The 14,470-nt window shown below is 41.2% G+C and carries 19 protein-coding genes; 7 read left to right on the top strand and 12 right to left on the bottom strand.

Features of this window, described 5'->3' with window-relative positions:
• Nucleotides 1-21: 21 nt before the first annotated feature.
• The 3 genes from ACQXR1_RS03520 to ACQXR1_RS03510 are packed head-to-tail and all read left to right on the top strand — an operon-like array spanning nt 22 to nt 1,497.
• The gene (locus ACQXR1_RS03520; protein ID WP_069840279.1) at nt 22-570 is read left to right on the top strand and encodes an RNA polymerase sigma factor; all 549 of its coding nucleotides are present in this window, start codon (nt 22-24) and stop codon (nt 568-570) included.
• The gene (locus tag ACQXR1_RS03515) at nt 567-857 is read left to right on the top strand and encodes a hypothetical protein (protein WP_014665262.1); all 291 of its coding nucleotides are present in this window, start codon (nt 567-569) and stop codon (nt 855-857) included. The genes ACQXR1_RS03520 and ACQXR1_RS03515 overlap by 4 nt, the downstream gene beginning before the upstream one ends.
• 4 nt (nt 858-861) lie before the next feature.
• On the top strand, nt 862-1,497 hold the full coding sequence (locus ACQXR1_RS03510; protein ID WP_014665263.1) for a hypothetical protein: 636 nt from the start codon (nt 862-864) through the stop codon (nt 1,495-1,497).
• A gap of 34 nt (nt 1,498-1,531) precedes the next feature.
• On the opposite strand, the gene ACQXR1_RS03505 is transcribed toward ACQXR1_RS03510, so the two are convergent.
• The 12 genes from ACQXR1_RS03505 to ACQXR1_RS03450 form a co-directional block, all read right to left on the bottom strand.
• The gene (locus ACQXR1_RS03505) at nt 1,532-2,416 is read right to left on the bottom strand and encodes a thiopeptide-type bacteriocin biosynthesis protein (protein ID WP_134975156.1); all 885 of its coding nucleotides are present in this window, start codon (nt 2,414-2,416) and stop codon (nt 1,532-1,534) included.
• Entirely contained in the window at nt 2,413-4,953 is a 2,541-nt protein-coding gene (locus tag ACQXR1_RS03500; protein ID WP_430771733.1) for a lantibiotic dehydratase, read from the bottom strand. The genes ACQXR1_RS03505 and ACQXR1_RS03500 overlap by 4 nt, the downstream gene beginning before the upstream one ends.
• Nucleotides 4,954-4,959: 6 nt before the next feature.
• The gene (locus ACQXR1_RS03495; protein ID WP_430771732.1) at nt 4,960-6,084 is read right to left on the bottom strand and encodes a PqqD family peptide modification chaperone; all 1,125 of its coding nucleotides are present in this window, start codon (nt 6,082-6,084) and stop codon (nt 4,960-4,962) included.
• 114 nt (nt 6,085-6,198) lie between these two features.
• The gene (locus ACQXR1_RS03490; protein WP_014665267.1) at nt 6,199-6,372 is read right to left on the bottom strand and encodes a thiocillin family RiPP; all 174 of its coding nucleotides are present in this window, start codon (nt 6,370-6,372) and stop codon (nt 6,199-6,201) included.
• A gap of 37 nt (nt 6,373-6,409) precedes the next feature.
• Nucleotides 6,410-6,577: a thiocillin family RiPP gene (locus ACQXR1_RS03485; protein WP_014665268.1), complete on the bottom strand. Its 168-nt coding sequence runs from the start codon at nt 6,575-6,577 to the stop codon at nt 6,410-6,412.
• Between the two features lie 18 nt (nt 6,578-6,595).
• The gene (locus ACQXR1_RS03480; RefSeq protein WP_014665269.1) at nt 6,596-6,763 is read right to left on the bottom strand and encodes a thiocillin family RiPP; all 168 of its coding nucleotides are present in this window, start codon (nt 6,761-6,763) and stop codon (nt 6,596-6,598) included.
• 17 nt (nt 6,764-6,780) lie between these two features.
• Complete coding sequence (locus ACQXR1_RS03475) at nt 6,781-6,939, bottom strand: thiocillin family RiPP (protein ID WP_014665270.1); 159 nt, start codon at nt 6,937-6,939, stop codon at nt 6,781-6,783.
• Between the two features lie 42 nt (nt 6,940-6,981).
• Nucleotides 6,982-7,152, bottom strand: coding sequence for a thiocillin family RiPP (locus ACQXR1_RS03470; RefSeq protein ID WP_014665271.1), 171 nt, complete (start codon nt 7,150-7,152; stop codon nt 6,982-6,984).
• Between the two features lie 40 nt (nt 7,153-7,192).
• Nucleotides 7,193-7,918, bottom strand: coding sequence for a nitroreductase family protein (locus ACQXR1_RS03465; protein ID WP_430771731.1), 726 nt, complete (start codon nt 7,916-7,918; stop codon nt 7,193-7,195).
• A gap of 5 nt (nt 7,919-7,923) precedes the next feature.
• Nucleotides 7,924-9,648, bottom strand: a complete 1,725-nt coding sequence (locus ACQXR1_RS03460; RefSeq protein WP_430771730.1) for a nitroreductase family protein — start codon at nt 9,646-9,648, stop codon at nt 7,924-7,926.
• Nucleotides 9,645-10,310, bottom strand: coding sequence for a TOMM precursor leader peptide-binding protein (locus tag ACQXR1_RS03455; RefSeq protein WP_069840284.1), 666 nt, complete (start codon nt 10,308-10,310; stop codon nt 9,645-9,647). Before ACQXR1_RS03455 ends, ACQXR1_RS03460 begins: the two co-directional genes overlap by 4 nt.
• A 20-nt stretch (nt 10,311-10,330) precedes the next feature.
• Nucleotides 10,331-11,641, bottom strand: a complete 1,311-nt coding sequence (locus ACQXR1_RS03450) for a YcaO-like family protein (RefSeq protein WP_430771729.1) — start codon at nt 11,639-11,641, stop codon at nt 10,331-10,333.
• Between the two features lie 252 nt (nt 11,642-11,893).
• Between ACQXR1_RS03450 and ACQXR1_RS03445 the strand changes: the two genes are divergently transcribed.
• The 4 genes from ACQXR1_RS03445 (at nt 11,894) to ACQXR1_RS03430 (ending at nt 14,335) form a co-directional block, all read left to right on the top strand.
• Nucleotides 11,894-12,196: a winged helix-turn-helix domain-containing protein gene (locus ACQXR1_RS03445; protein WP_040081914.1), complete on the top strand. Its 303-nt coding sequence runs from the start codon at nt 11,894-11,896 to the stop codon at nt 12,194-12,196.
• A 17-nt stretch (nt 12,197-12,213) separates the two neighbouring features.
• Complete coding sequence (locus ACQXR1_RS03440; RefSeq protein WP_069840285.1) at nt 12,214-13,155, top strand: ABC transporter ATP-binding protein; 942 nt, start codon at nt 12,214-12,216, stop codon at nt 13,153-13,155.
• Complete coding sequence (locus tag ACQXR1_RS03435) at nt 13,152-13,904, top strand: ABC transporter permease (protein ID WP_014665278.1); 753 nt, start codon at nt 13,152-13,154, stop codon at nt 13,902-13,904. The genes ACQXR1_RS03440 and ACQXR1_RS03435 overlap by 4 nt, the downstream gene beginning before the upstream one ends.
• Before the next feature lie 293 nt (nt 13,905-14,197).
• Nucleotides 14,198-14,335 carry a YjcZ family sporulation protein gene (locus tag ACQXR1_RS03430; RefSeq protein WP_069150253.1) on the top strand — a complete coding sequence of 46 codons (138 nt, stop codon included), beginning with the start codon at nt 14,198-14,200 and terminating at the stop codon, nt 14,333-14,335.
• The last annotated feature ends 135 nt before the right edge of the window (nt 14,336-14,470 follow it).

Below are 14,470 nucleotides of genomic sequence, written 5' to 3'. Positions count from 1 at the left end.
AACCAAGTTTCGAGGTGGGGTATGGACATTCTTTCTGACGAAGAATTGATGGAAAAAGTAAAACAAAAGGATATGGAGGCCTACAACAGTTTATATGCCCGTCACGCTCCAAAAACATATCAATTTATATTTCTGTACATCCGTCAAAAACAGGCAGCTGAAGATCTTCTGCAGGAAACTTTTATCCGGGTATATGTAAAATGCCGCAGCTACAAAAACGAAAAAGCGAGCTTTCGTACCTGGCTCCATCAAATCGCTCACAGACTATGTATTGATTATTACCGAAAGCATTCTAAATTCAAATGGCAGCAGATGGAATTGGACGATTATTCGGAAAAGCACCAGAGCACCATTGAGCAAAATATACAAAATAAAATATTGATTCAACAGTATTTGGGACAGCTGCCTGACAAAGAGCGATCAATTCTGATTCTCGCCTACTATCAAGGGTTTACAGGCAAAGAAATTTCTCACATTCTCAACATACCGGAAGGAACAGTCAAATCCAAGCTTCATTATTCTCTAAAGAAGCTGAACAAATCCATTGAAAAGGAGCTGAAGGACTCATGAATGAGCAAGATGAAGTGAAAAGCATGATTGAAGGATTACAAGAACACATGCCCAAGCTGAACGAATTCCTGGATATGAACCGCCTGTCTCTTCCAGAACATATGTTAAAACCACCTTCTCCACCGATTACTTGGTTTGACCGTTTGAGCCATTGGCTAGCTTATCCTAGCTGGCAGCTTCCAGACCTTTTCTCATTCCGTTCTGTTGCTCAAGTGGTGACGATTTTGCCGATTTTATCCGGGAGCATAGCAGCACAAATACTTTTTTTCTTATTCTTAGGAAGGTGATCATATGACAAGCGGTACGGTGATAGGACTAATAAGCGGCGCGGCAGCTCTTACTGTCGGTACACTAGGTGGAGTCATGGGGTCTGCATTTAATCGGCAGATTTTAAACTCAATTGGCGTACATTCACTTCCACAGAACCCTAAACGGAAATATTCACTGATTGCAAAACATTGCAGATTTTTAGGCGAATGGAATCGTTTTGACAGCTATAATGTGTTTGTCTTTTTTTTAGGGATTCTATTTCTAATTGGTGCAGGCGTATTATTGATTGTGAGATTCGAAACGGGCGGCACCCCTTTCCAAGACACACTTCAGCTCGCTTTTTTGGTTAACTCTCTCACCTGGATCTCCGTGTCCTCGATTTTATTGTTAGGACGGCTTGTACAATTGATCCACATCTATAAATACGGTATTCAACATATCAGTAAGGAGGAAACAGCCATTACCAAGACCCAAGAACAGCAAAATAAAAACAAATTCTCTTTATATTGGATCATTATTTTAGCAGCAACGATCCTGTTTATTGGTGGAGGTCTTCTGCTGCTTCAATACCCTGTTGGTTTTTTAAGTCTGGCAGGCGCCTACTTTTTGTTCATGTTTACTTTTAACTCGGTTTATCATAAAAACAAGCGGAAATAAAGAACTTCAGCCCAACAGCTGAAGTTCTTTTTTATTATTTTATATCAGTTGTGTTTTTAGATATTTGCGCGAGCAAAGCTCCGAGATAAGCCTCTTCTATCGGCCACACCCCTAAACGGTTATTCATCATATGAATATAGTGAAAGGCTAGATGGGAAGCAGACGTTCTAATCTTATCGGACTCTTGTATCTGTGAAAAAGCACTCTCCAGCAGTTTTTGGTACCCATTCGTTGACTTGGTGACAAAAGGGTTAGAGTGCATTTTTTCTATGACAACATTTATTACATCAATCCGTTTTTCCGCAGCCTCCTTCAGCTTCGTTTTATAGGTTATTCCATCAGTATAATCAGCTCCGCTCCAATAATGCAGCATGCTCTCCCAAAGATCCTGTGTTTGGTCTAATGATAAAGAAGCTTGTTCCGCTGTTTTTTTCATAAGAAAGAGAGCGAAATCAAAACGGTCATGATCTTTAAATCCAGGATCATTCAATAATGAAAGAACCAATTCACTCGAAGACTGAAAGATGTCTTCAGCTATATTAACGCCTTGGATGCCGCCGTATTTTTCATACTCCGGCTCATATTCCTCTTGTTGGAATCCGGATTCAAAATTTCTAGTATCGGTTTTGACAGGCAGCAGCCGGCTCATTTCTGAAAGAGGTTCAGCCAGGACTTTAGATAGACTGCTGTTCAAATGCTCTTCCGTAATCTCTTCAACGATATCAATATCGTCTTCATTTACTAAAAAACGCAAACGGATATGAGGCCCTTGCATATCAATGTATCTGATAAAAAACCACTTATGTACTTGAACACTGTCTTTTACCTGCTTAACAATCGGCGTTACAATGTTAATGATAATATTTTCTAAATACTCAGCCCTCGGCACATAAATGCTGTAAAACACCCATTCCTTCATATAAAAACCCCTTTCTCATTAGCTATAGCCGATTCTTGCCTTTTCTCAACAGGCCATTGGAATAAAGACATATACTCAGAAGCAACTACGCGCCCTTCAGCATTTTCCAGCCAATGCTGGTGGCGATTAGGAAGTCCTTCAGTGAATGTTATAGACAAAAGGTCATCTTCAACAATCGTGTTTACAGCAGCTGCGATAGAATGGTAGCTATTGAAATTCAGATACATTGGTTTTCTTTGTTTTGGATTCAGCATCACACTTGTTCTCTCTCCAGAAAGAAAACCCTCATCCGGAAGGCTGTACTTCTTTTGAAATGCTTTCATTCGTATAAAGTATGCATAGTCACTCTCTCGATTCTCTTTTAAAGGGAATAAGAATACCGGGATCCGCCAGCGGGCACGCCTTTGTACAATCCTCCCCTCCTGCATACGCGGATGAAATTCTACTTTTTCCGGCGGAGGTGATTTAGGAAATAGTGGTGATGTCACCCAATTGGTTTGGTAAGCATTAATCCATGGGTTCATAATGGTAAATAAATATGAGACAGGCCCATGCATCATGTGCTGTGGCACAGCACCAAAATACATAGGAGCAACAGGGCGCCCCTCTTTGTTTACAAATGCCAGCGTACCGCGCGGATCATGCACCAATAACAGATCATTTAACAAAAGATCATTTTGATCCGCTGTTGGATTTTCACCAAGCCACCTTAAGGACTGTGCTGTAATACCTGGATCAGTTTGCAAATTGCTGAAATCTGAGATCATCGGAAAATGAACGATATCTGAGTGAGGGTTCATCACATGAATCCATCGCTTTGTAAGACTGCTTAAATTTCTCTGATCCTCATTAAACATTGATTGAAAGCGGAGTACCAGCCCCAGACCGGAACTGATCTGGTTGATAACAAGCTGGTAGTCACCATTGGAAATGTCTTTACTGCCATTATTTGCTGCTAATTGATAAAACACAACCGCACTTGGGGGAACTGAGCTGCCGCTGCACGGGGCAAACACTCTGGACTCCTCCAGATTTACAGCTGTCTTTTTATCTTTCCGCAAGGCATTTTTAATCAGCCGGGGCCTATCTTTCCTCATTTCAAACTGATACAAAAACTCCTGAATGTCATGGCATACGCCTCCTTCCCCATACATCTCTATGAAGTGCTCACACAACAAATCATAGAGATGGGTCCGGAATTGATGCTTTCTCAACTGTCCAGAAAGCTGTTCTAAATCACGTTTGACCTGCTGGCCTAACGGCGGGTGATCTTCTATCCATTTCACATTTTCGTAAACAAGCTTTTCAGTTATTACACTTTTCGGTATTTTATCCGTAAGCTCACTGAATGCACGTTTTGACAGTCTGTAAATGAACTGATGATAGCGCAGTCTTTGCTTGGGCCCGCTTTTCGCAAGCTCCTCTACACAATGGTTCATCCATTTCACAATTCTTGCTATCCTTCTTGCTTTTTGGGTTTGTATCGGCTGTAAGAAATGATATAAACTGAGCAAAGGCTTTTCTGTTTTTCTCGAAAAAGGAAGTACCGGCTTGATCCATTGTTCAGCTGACAAGTCAGGTATTGTAAAAGAAGTATTTTTCAGCAATTCCTGTATCTCCGCATAACTCCCTGAACGGAGAGATTTGATCACCTTCAATTGTTCTTCTGACGAAATTTCTTCTGACACCATCTTATCTTCACGCCATGCAAACCCGTTTAAAATGGTGTAAGAGCTTTTCAGCAGCCGCATATTGTTCTTTTTATCAGTGTGGAGGGTTTGATTTTTTTCGTAGTACAAGTACTGGGATAATTCGTTATGCTGCGCCATCTCAAAAATAAGTTCACTGCATATTGACTTAGAAATGCTGCAAAAGTTCGTTTTTTGATTATTTGTATCAGGAGGCGTGTTATCAGCTGAAAAAGAGGTCAAGCCAATCTTGGTAAACGTACTGAATGGGCTTGTTTTCATCGTTATTCTTCCTAAATAAGACATACTGGTGCGTGCGTATTGTTTGTGGGGCCTCCATAGTTTAGCCTTTTTCTTGTTATAAGCGGATAGATATTTCGGATTTGCCAGCGCCAATCCTTTTTGCCATTCTTCATTTTCCATTTCATTCGCTAAATGTTGGCCAGCCTCTTCAATCTCTTTCTCAAAAATTAGTTTGGTATCTTCCATATACCTTTGTCTGTCGTGAACGGCCATATACCAGCGGTTAAATAATTTATAATCAGAAACAGTCAATCGTTTCTGCAGTTCACTTCTATTTTTATCATCAATTTGAAAAGGACGGCTGTTAAAGATATCTCGTTTTACTTTTAAAAGAAAACGAAGAAAGTTCGTTTCATCATCGTTGAGACAGGAAATCAGATGAAAGAAAATGTCGCTTAGAGGCTCCTTCATTACTTCAATTTCTGTTTCCAAATTCAAAATCTTTTCTATATTTTCAGATGTCTGTTTTACATCAACACATGCCAAGCTATCGATACTGCCCCCGGCAGCCCTCAGCATAACAAAAGGCGCTACATGTCCCTTCATGATACATCACCCCATATATCCAAATGCATTTCGTAAAAGAAAGAAAAACGCCGATAGCAAACAAAAAAGATAAGTAAGTGAGACTAAACTGTAGGTAACGTAAATGATTTTTCTATTTTTCGCCACATGCTGTAAGTAAGCAGGAGGCTTTCTAAACGTGCTTACATGCAGCAAATATGTTAAGGCTCTTTTTCTCAGTGATAACTCCCCTGCAGCAGCCTCTACCGCGTGATATCCATCAGTAGGAAGCAGTAAATTTAAATTACTAAGAACAAAAAGGATTTGCAAAAATGAAATAAGGTGCGCTGTCTCGCTTATAGTGCCTTGAGGAGCCAACATTGAGACGGCTGCCCACAAACCGCAAGCTAACAAATCTGAATACGGCCCGGCTAGCGCGATATGAATTCTGCTTTTCTTGCTTTTGAGCCGGTAGGTGTCTGTCCGGTCAACGTACGCAACTGGAATAAAATAATAGAGTAGCGCGACACCCGCTTCCCGTATGGTGATACCGTAAGCTTTCGTTACTAAGGCGTGAGCCATTTCATGAATAATCAAATGAAAAGCAATGACACAAACCAAAAAAATCCAATTAATGGAAGACCATTCGATCTGCCATCCTCCTGTCACATTGAGCATAATAAAGGAAGAAACGGCACAAAAAAACAGAATATAAAAGGTTATTTTTTGAAGCATATTGGGAATAGAATGGTAAAGATGAAGCAGTGTTTCTGTTGATTTATTGAGAGACTTCGCCAATGGTAATCGAAGCATCGGTTTATCAGCTGCGCGGCGAATTGCCTGCTTCACCTGATGTTCAGGCAGCGGTTTTATATTTAAGACATTGGCTTTTCTTAAAGATGAAAAAAACATATAGACAATTTCAGGAAAGTTACCGTAATTTGCATAATTTTTTTCTAGTTGATTCACTATATCCTGGCCCGTGTTTGAACCATCCATTAAGTGAAAAATCTCCAAGCCAACTTTTGAAAGCCTGATATATTTCCCATTCTGTTTGTCAAACAACATGGGTTCTTCATTGGCGCCTATTAACAACTCGACTCCTTCACCTAAATAGAGGGGATTGACCAATAGTTCTTCATCGTACTGGTATTGAACTTGACCGTTGTTCATGGCATCATTAAACTCCTTTTATTAACATACAAATACGGTATAATAGATAAAGGAAAGTAAGACATGCGCCTGCTCGCAACAGGCACTTGCCTTACTTGTCTAAATAAGGGCTGATCACCCGTAGCTGCTTGCTGTGCCAGCAGTTGACGCTGTAGTTGCCGGACATGAAGCTGTTGTAAAAGAGGAAGCAGTGCTAGCTGTTCCTGCAACAGTCGCCAAATCCACTTGGGCCGGCAGCTCTTCAGCGTATAATTCCAATGTTTTAATAGTAGTATCCTTTTCAGACATAATGTCACCGCCTCATGTTTTTTAGGTTGATAACATCCTAATTTACCGTTGAAATGGTAGCTATTGTGGAGACAAACGTCGTCCACGATGCATAGGAAGCTCCTGTCGACATCGTCGAGACAATAGACGACATGTCCACTTGGGCCGGCAGCTCCTCTGCAAAGAGTTCCAGTTTTTCTGTTTGCTCGCAGTTAACCTTCAACATACACATCTCCTATTTGAATCATCCGTAGCAGCTGATCGTGCCGGCTGAAGCTGCTGTTGTTCCCGGACATGAAGCCGTACTGACTGATGACGTAGAACTGAAAGATGCCGCAATCGTTGCTAAATCAACTTGCTCCGGCAGTTCTTCTGCAAAAAGCTCCAATTCAAGAGTTTTATCCTTTTCCATTTTTCATTTCCCCCTTATTATCCGCCGTATGATGAGATCGTGCCGGCCGTTGAAGCCGATGAACCCGCACACCCAACTGTACCGAATGTTGCTGATGTAGTGAAACCAGATAATGATTGGATTTCTGTCATTTCTTCAGCATAGAGTTCCAGTTCACACTCTTTTTTCTCTTTCATTAGTAAACCTCCTTTTATTGGATTTAAATAATGAATGTATTATTATCCAGAAAGTGATGATGCCGTTGATGCCGTCCCAGCTGTGCTTCCAGGGCACGAAGCTGAGCCAACAGTTGTGGCTGAAGCCCAAGTCGACAATGGCCCCATTGTAAAATCCATTTGCGTTTCAAGCTCTTCTGCAAATAATTCCAGTTCAACTTTTTTCTCTTCCATCTTTATCACCTCCTTTCAAGTTATGTGCTTTGAAGAAGGTTTATTTTTCAGAAAAAGATAGCGGTTTTCCAAATGAGAACGCGCACAGTTGAGTACGATGCCGGCCGTCAATAGGCGTGTATTCCCTTAGCGGTCTAGGAAGGGCGCCAGCAAAAATCGTTCCCTGAAGTCCAAGTGTTAACGCAGAAAGCCAAGCATTTTGAGCCGCTGCGCCGCCGCGCACCATCAAATGCCTGTAGCCGTGTCCGCCGTACTGCTTTACCGCCTGATTCATTTTCCCATTAATGATGATAATGGCAGGAGCATACACAAATTCTTTTTGGAGAAACCAATCATCCGCTTTTTCTTGTTCCGGTATCTCGCCCATAGGCTTTAAAGAATGCGTTTCGGCGCAATAATCATAGAAGAATGGACACCGCAGATTTTGGACACGCCACGTGATAACAGATACCGTAATATCAATTCCCTGGCCGATCTGGCGCGTCCAATTTCTGTTATCTTCTTCTTTGACCGTCGCTAAAATCGTCCCCAAATCACTCAAATCAATTGCATGCTGATCATAAAATCGAGTGGCGGTACGCTCTTTCAATATGTGAAAAAGTTCTTTGCCTTCAAATTGTTTTTCCGGCAGCAGACATGATTCCCTTGTATTCAAGTTCTCTTGTTGCTGTCCCTCTACGGCACGATCGATTTCGCAGTCAAGATGAAAGGTTTTCGTTTCTTCGATTAATTTGTCTATCAGCTGAAATGGTTCAAAAGAAGCCATTGTCATCACCATCCGTCATCTAATCCGGCTAAAGCTATTACCGGTTCTTTTTTAGGATCGATTCCAAAACAGGATAAAAGCGCTTGCTCATTCCACTGATCAATTGTATTTACTTTTATCCCGAGACCTGCAGATACAGCTTGCATTTGTGATAGAGCGACCCCTCCATCTAAATGAATGACTTTATAAGCAAAACCATTGTATTTGCTGGCAACTCTTTCATAAGCCCCTGTCAAGAGAACAAGCGCCTTTGGAAGATTGTCTTCTTTTAGGCCTGTTATATCAGTTATTTTCTTCTTGATTTCTTCTATTGTTAATGATGGACCGACTTTTGCCAACGAGTGATCCAAGTACTGGTAAAAGTAGCAGTTAGGAGCTAGCCCGTTTACTGACAGGGCAAGAATATAAATTTGGCAAGATCCCAAGTTGCCCCCGGTTGGCGCCCACCTCTGCACTTTTCCAGTTGCCTGGCCGCTGTCTGCGTCTCTTAACCCACCGCTAGTCAAACATAAGCGAGTTAACGCTTCCAGATTCAATTCCTCTCTTCCAAACATAGGCTGTATTCTGTTTTTCAGGAAACCGCCTTTTGGCTGCGGCAAAAGCTCTTCGGTCGGCAGCTCATATAAGGCAGCACTCGGATAGCTTTTTGCTTCATTTGTTAGTAACAAGTTTTTTGGGTTGTAATGGACTTGATGACTTTTAGGGTTAATCAAATGTTTTGATGGAAAGGCAATTGCATTTTCAAACTGCAATACAGGATGAAGCTCATTCTCGGAGTCGCCGGTGCAGCAACTGCCGTCCGGTCTTGGATGGACCTTTTTGCTGGTGCACGTCCAATCATCGAATCGGAATGTGAGATACTCTGTTCCGGTTGCAGAAGGAGCAAGCCTCGTAATGAAATAAACAATTTCAACCGCAGAATAATATTCCCACATTTCAATATGTTCAAGGCTTGGTTTGCCTTGGCCATCTTCTGATTCAACTGTTATTTGATAGTCTCGATAAGTGGCTGTTTCATTTTTTTCAAAATATGGCCCCAGAACACCGACATTTTCTGCTGCTCGTGTGAGTATCCATGGAATATTCTTTTCATGGCAGATATGATCCAATGACCTTAATTGTTTGTGGTTCAAAGGATTGGTGCAGAAGACAATCACAAGGGCGGCATGATCGATGTTCACTTCATCTGAGAGCCGTGCTGTTACAACATTTTCTCCTCCCATATATACAAGTTCCTCATGAAGGATCTTGCCATGCTCTGAATCAGTCAATAGCAGAATCTCAGCAGTTTTCAATTTATGTAATCCTTCTGCCGCACTTCTGTTTACTCTTGTCGAATCAGTACTTCGCTGAAAAAATTGGTAAACATCAGGCTCAAAACAGCTTGTATCTATCCCTTCATCACCTTCCGCATCATCAAGCAAACCGCGCATGAACAATAAAGAAAGAATGTTGCTGATGTCTCTTGGAGAATATTGGTCAAACTCCGCCATAATATCTTTAATGGTATACGAACCATTAAGAAATGGTATTAGATTTGGCAAAAAGCGCGTAACAGCATTTCCTTTCAGCACCTGCAAATGTTCTGTTCCATGAAATAACATAGAATCTTGATCCGGAATCATTTGAAGACTTGCGATTAAGCGCGGCTTTTTAGGCAATCGAAAATTCGGGTCAAAGTAAGCCGCATGGCCAACTTGCTCAGCTGACATGACTGATGCAGGTTTCATTTCGTAAGCACTTCCCCTCTTCTATGACTTAACAATGATTGAAGGTCTTCAGATAACTGTGCCACGCTGCGGTTTTCTTCAGAGCGTTTTAATCCACATCTCGGGCAGCCATGCACTGATATGGTTTGTGAACTGAAGGATTCTCTTGTCAGCATGTTTAATTGCCAAACTCGCCCAGATTGTGATTGCTCATTCTCGTCAATTGATTTTATAATTGTCGAAGCGAAAACGGCTGACCAGCCGGCAAAGCTGCGTAAAAATCCCTTTGGTCCCGCGTCTGGATGGCTATGATAATATGCATCTATTTTTTTGACATACTGAGGAACCGGTGAATGCTGTAAATAACGAGATTCAAAACAATGGTAGCATGTCCCTTCACCAGGTATAACAAGCGGGCCTATTCTGATATACGGATGATCCATAGTAATGGGAATCCACGGTTCATTCCATTTAAAACAAAGCTGGTCGAGCTGTTTTGAAATAAAAGAAGATGATTTCCAAGAGGCAAAGATATGCAATCGAGCAGATGGAAAACGGTCTGACGGCAATAAGTAGAGCGGCTCGTTTAAAGGCGTAATCACAATATGATCGATTTTTTTAGAAAGCTGCTGTGCGACTTCCCTGCCAAAGTCTCCTGTTGTCATGATATGAATGGGTTTCATTTATAAAATCTCCTTCCTTATTAAGCAAACGGCTGAGGCCAAGCATTAATTTCGCTCTCCGTTTTCACCGGATAACCCATCGCTTTTGTTGCTTCATAAAGACGCTGGTGCCCTAAAAAACGGCAGCGGTAACTGAAGGACAAAGGCTGAAGGCCGGGTATAATGACACGAACCACGCGCATATCAGCATGAATGGCTTCATCGGTTGTCAGATCAACTGCAAATGCCTCAAGTCCCTTTTCCTCAAGACGATTTAAAAGAAATTTTAAATTTTCTCCCGCATTTTCTTGCTCAAGGTTTGGTAATTCTGAAAGATTGGATTGATTCGGCGAATGTACTAGAAAATCATAGGCATGCAGCCTTTCAGCTTTCCCCATATAGGTCGCGCCGTGGAACACATTGTAGAAATCATCTATATCTTGCGGCGCAGGGCGCTCTGCCATCATGGCGATGCGTGAAGAAGCGGCTTCCCTCATAACTTTGTTTATTGCTTTATGAGGATTTAAATCAGTCGCACACATAATCAAGGCAGCCAGTTTTTTATTATCGGGTGTCAGCTGCAAGGAATAAATGGTTGGAATGCCTAAGTCCGTTGTACCATCGAACAGATATTGCTTGATATTTCCATTCTCGAATGTTTTATTTAAAAATTCAGTCATTTCTTGATCTGGCTTTTTATCAAAGATGATGTGAGGAAGAGGAAGTTCTTGATACCAAGTTAAAGAGATCGCGTCCCTTTCAATGACTTCACATATCGCATTTACAAGAGCTTGTTCATAAGAGGTATGTGCAGCACAGCCGGTCGAAATCGGAAGCCAAAAGCGCTCACCTTGGCTCATAGCCGGCAAATGCAAATAGGTCATGATGGCTGGAATCCATGTCTCTTCTTGTGTGTGAAGAGACATGCCCTTTACCCACCTCAACGGAGAATCTAATAATGGTTTATTTACCGGGCAGCGGGGATGAGATCGTTCAGTTTCTGAGCAGATGGGAATTTTTTTTAAATCTAAAGCTTTCGACTCTAATTCCTCAGCTGTTGCCCAAATAAACTGTTCCTCACTATACACACAGCTGGAATATCGTTCTAATGCTTCAGCAATCGCTTTAATTCGACTATCTTTTTCGTGAAGTGATCCTCCTGCACCATCCATATCTCCCGTCAACGACTTCCCCGGATTTAAGCTTGATATATGGGACAGAGACTGAGAAATATCTCCCGTAGATGCAACTTGAATTGGGAAATCAGGTTCACCAGGATAGGTCGGGAGGGAAGATACTCTGTTTATAAATCCTCCTAAAGGCTGTACTAGTTTTTCCAACGAATGAGCCATTCACGCACCTCCATTTTTTCAAAAAAACGTAAATTCTATGCTATGAATTTATTATATTAGATATATCAATCTGGATCTATGTCGAAAACCTTAATATACGTTAAGATTAATAATACTTTTTTCCTAATTTTATAAGTTTTGTCATTTTCATCTGAACTGAATTGTCTTTGCTCCCGTATATGCTAATGAAATCATACGTCTCAGTTGTCTTATCTAAAGGAGGAGATTCAGATTAATTACACAAAAAGAGAAATGCTTCTAATTGGCGATTGGTTATTAGACTCTGAACGTGAAATGCTGGTGAATGAAAATTCCACTATTCCCCTTTCCAGAATTCAATTTCGTTTGCTTCATTGTTTAGCTGTCAATAACGGCAGACCAGTATCCAAAGCCAAACTCATAAAATATGCGTGGGGAGAGGAAGGGTTCGCTACAAAGAATGCATTGTATGTATATATTAATCGGCTGAGACGACTAATCGAGAAAGATGTAAAACGTCCCAGGCATATCTTATGCCTGAGAAAAGAAGGCTACATTCTCTATCCAAAACATTAAAGGAGTGTGACAGTTACATGAAGTCCAGCTTACCTATCACCGTGCAAAATCTAAATAAGTCTTACGAGGATCATCAAGTCATAAAGGGAATTTCTTTTGATTTGAGAAAAGGGGAAGTTTTTGGGCTTTTAGGTCCGAACGGAGCGGGGAAAACAACAATCTTAGAATCTATCATCGGATTGCGCAAACCAAGCGGCGGCGAAGTTTCAGTGATGGGTTACAACCCATTGAAACAGCCTGAAAAAATCCGTCCATTTATTGGGGTTCAGCCTCAAGAAACCACTCTATTTCCTTATTTGAAAGTAGGAGAAACTTTGAAATTATTTTCTTCCTTATATAATAAATCAAGATCTCCTAAAGAAATATTAAAGCTGGTAGGTTTAGAAGACATGATGAACAAACCCACTCGCAAACTATCAGGGGGGCAAAGGAAAAGGCTGCTGATCAGCATTGCACTTATATCTGATCCTGATATTTTGTTTTTAGATGAACCGACCGCCTCTTTAGATCCTCATTCACGCCGGCAAATCTGGGATATTATCCAATCCCTTAAGGGAAATGGGAAAAGTGTTTTCTTAACAACACACTCAATGGAAGAGGCCTATACACAATGCGACCGTACTGCTATTTTAAATAACGGGAAGTTTGCCGCCCTCGGAACGCCGGTAGATTTAATACAAACCCATTGTCCTCAGCAGCGCTTGTTCCTAAAGTACACCGATCAGAAAAAAGTGGCTCAATTGAAAAATATTCCCGAAATAAAAAAATCTTCAATAAAAACACTGCCTATTGGCTACGAGCTTGAAATCGTGGCCGAACCCATTACCAAAAATGTAATTTCTTCGATTATCAAACAGATTGACGCAGAGTGGTCCAGCATCCGCATTGAACAGGGAACCTTGGAAGATGTTTTTCTTAAGCTTACGGGAAAGAAAATACGAGAGGGTGTTTTGGTATGATGAATAAACGTGCTTTTTCTGCGCTTCTATTCATGAATATAAAAGAACTGATTCGAAATCCTTTAACCTTTTTTATGGTTCTCGCCTTTCCGTTTCTATTCCTGATTATGTTTGGTGTTCTCTCCAGCTCTACGGGAGTCGGTACAGATTTATTTGAGTTTATCATTCCTGGCATTATTGTGATGGCATTCTTTACGCTTGCTATAAACGGAACTTCCACTCCTATCATACAAATGAGGGACCAGGGAACTTTGCGATTAATTGGTTTAACTGAAGCATCAAAGCTGACCTTTGTGCTTTCTCAAATATGCGCTCGTTTTGTTTTAGCAGCTTTTCAACTTGTTGCGCTGCTTAGTATCGCTTATTTCAATGGAATGTTACAAGCACAGAATATCCCTCAAATCATGCTTGTTTCACTTATCGGGCTTCTCATGCTGTTTGCACTTGGTTATACTGTGGGAAGCATGCGTCTCTCTATTGAAGCTGTAAATGGGCTTTCAGGTGGCATGCTGGCCCCTCTGCTAATCGTGTGCGGATTAATTATGCCGATGAACCTGCTTCCCTCTTGGCTTGAAACAGTATCGAAATTTATCCCTCTCACCTACTTTGGAGAACTTCTGCGTTATTATTTAAATGGAGACAATCCATCTCTTGGCGTGTTATTCAGCTATCTTATTTTAATCGCTTCAACTGCACTTCTGGCTTTTGCAGCTGTCCGTTTGTTTCGTTGGGATAATATCCGCGGATAACATCATACAAAAACAGACCATCTCTTGTCACATTCCCGCAGCCTAATCCCGCCATACTCAGGCCAACAGGGACAAATCCCCTGCTGGTCCTTCTTTATGATTTACTTTTTTTCCAAACAGAACGCAAACATCATCCTCCTGATATGCAGCATCATTTGAGTCTGTTTTAATAGTGTTTAATCTCTCTTACACCTTTAGACAAAAAATTCATTTTTTCTTTTTTAGACTCAAATCTATGTCGAAAATGATCGTTTGGCATATCTTATTCTATCTCCACTAAAGGAGGTGACATTATGGGATTCTACAATTCTGGTGGATACTCTGGCGGAAACTCTGGTTATTCAAGCGGTCTCGGCAGCTCCTTCGCTTTAATCGTAGTGCTATTCATTTTGTTAATCATTGTTGGAGCTTCTTTCTTTAGCGGTTATTAAGTTTGACTTTGCCTATCCTCTGCGGTATCAGCACCTCCCTGTCCGGCAGACGCCATAAGAAGTTTTTATGGCGTCTTTGCTATGTGAAGCTGGAGCTATCAATTCTACGAAATGTACCGTATGTTTTCCCACACG

It is taken from the genome of Bacillus sp. ATD, assembly GCF_050585765.1.
Lineage (GTDB): Bacteria > Bacillota > Bacilli > Bacillales > Bacillaceae > Bacillus > Bacillus stercoris.
This window is presented reverse-complemented; position numbering and strand designations above follow the sequence as displayed.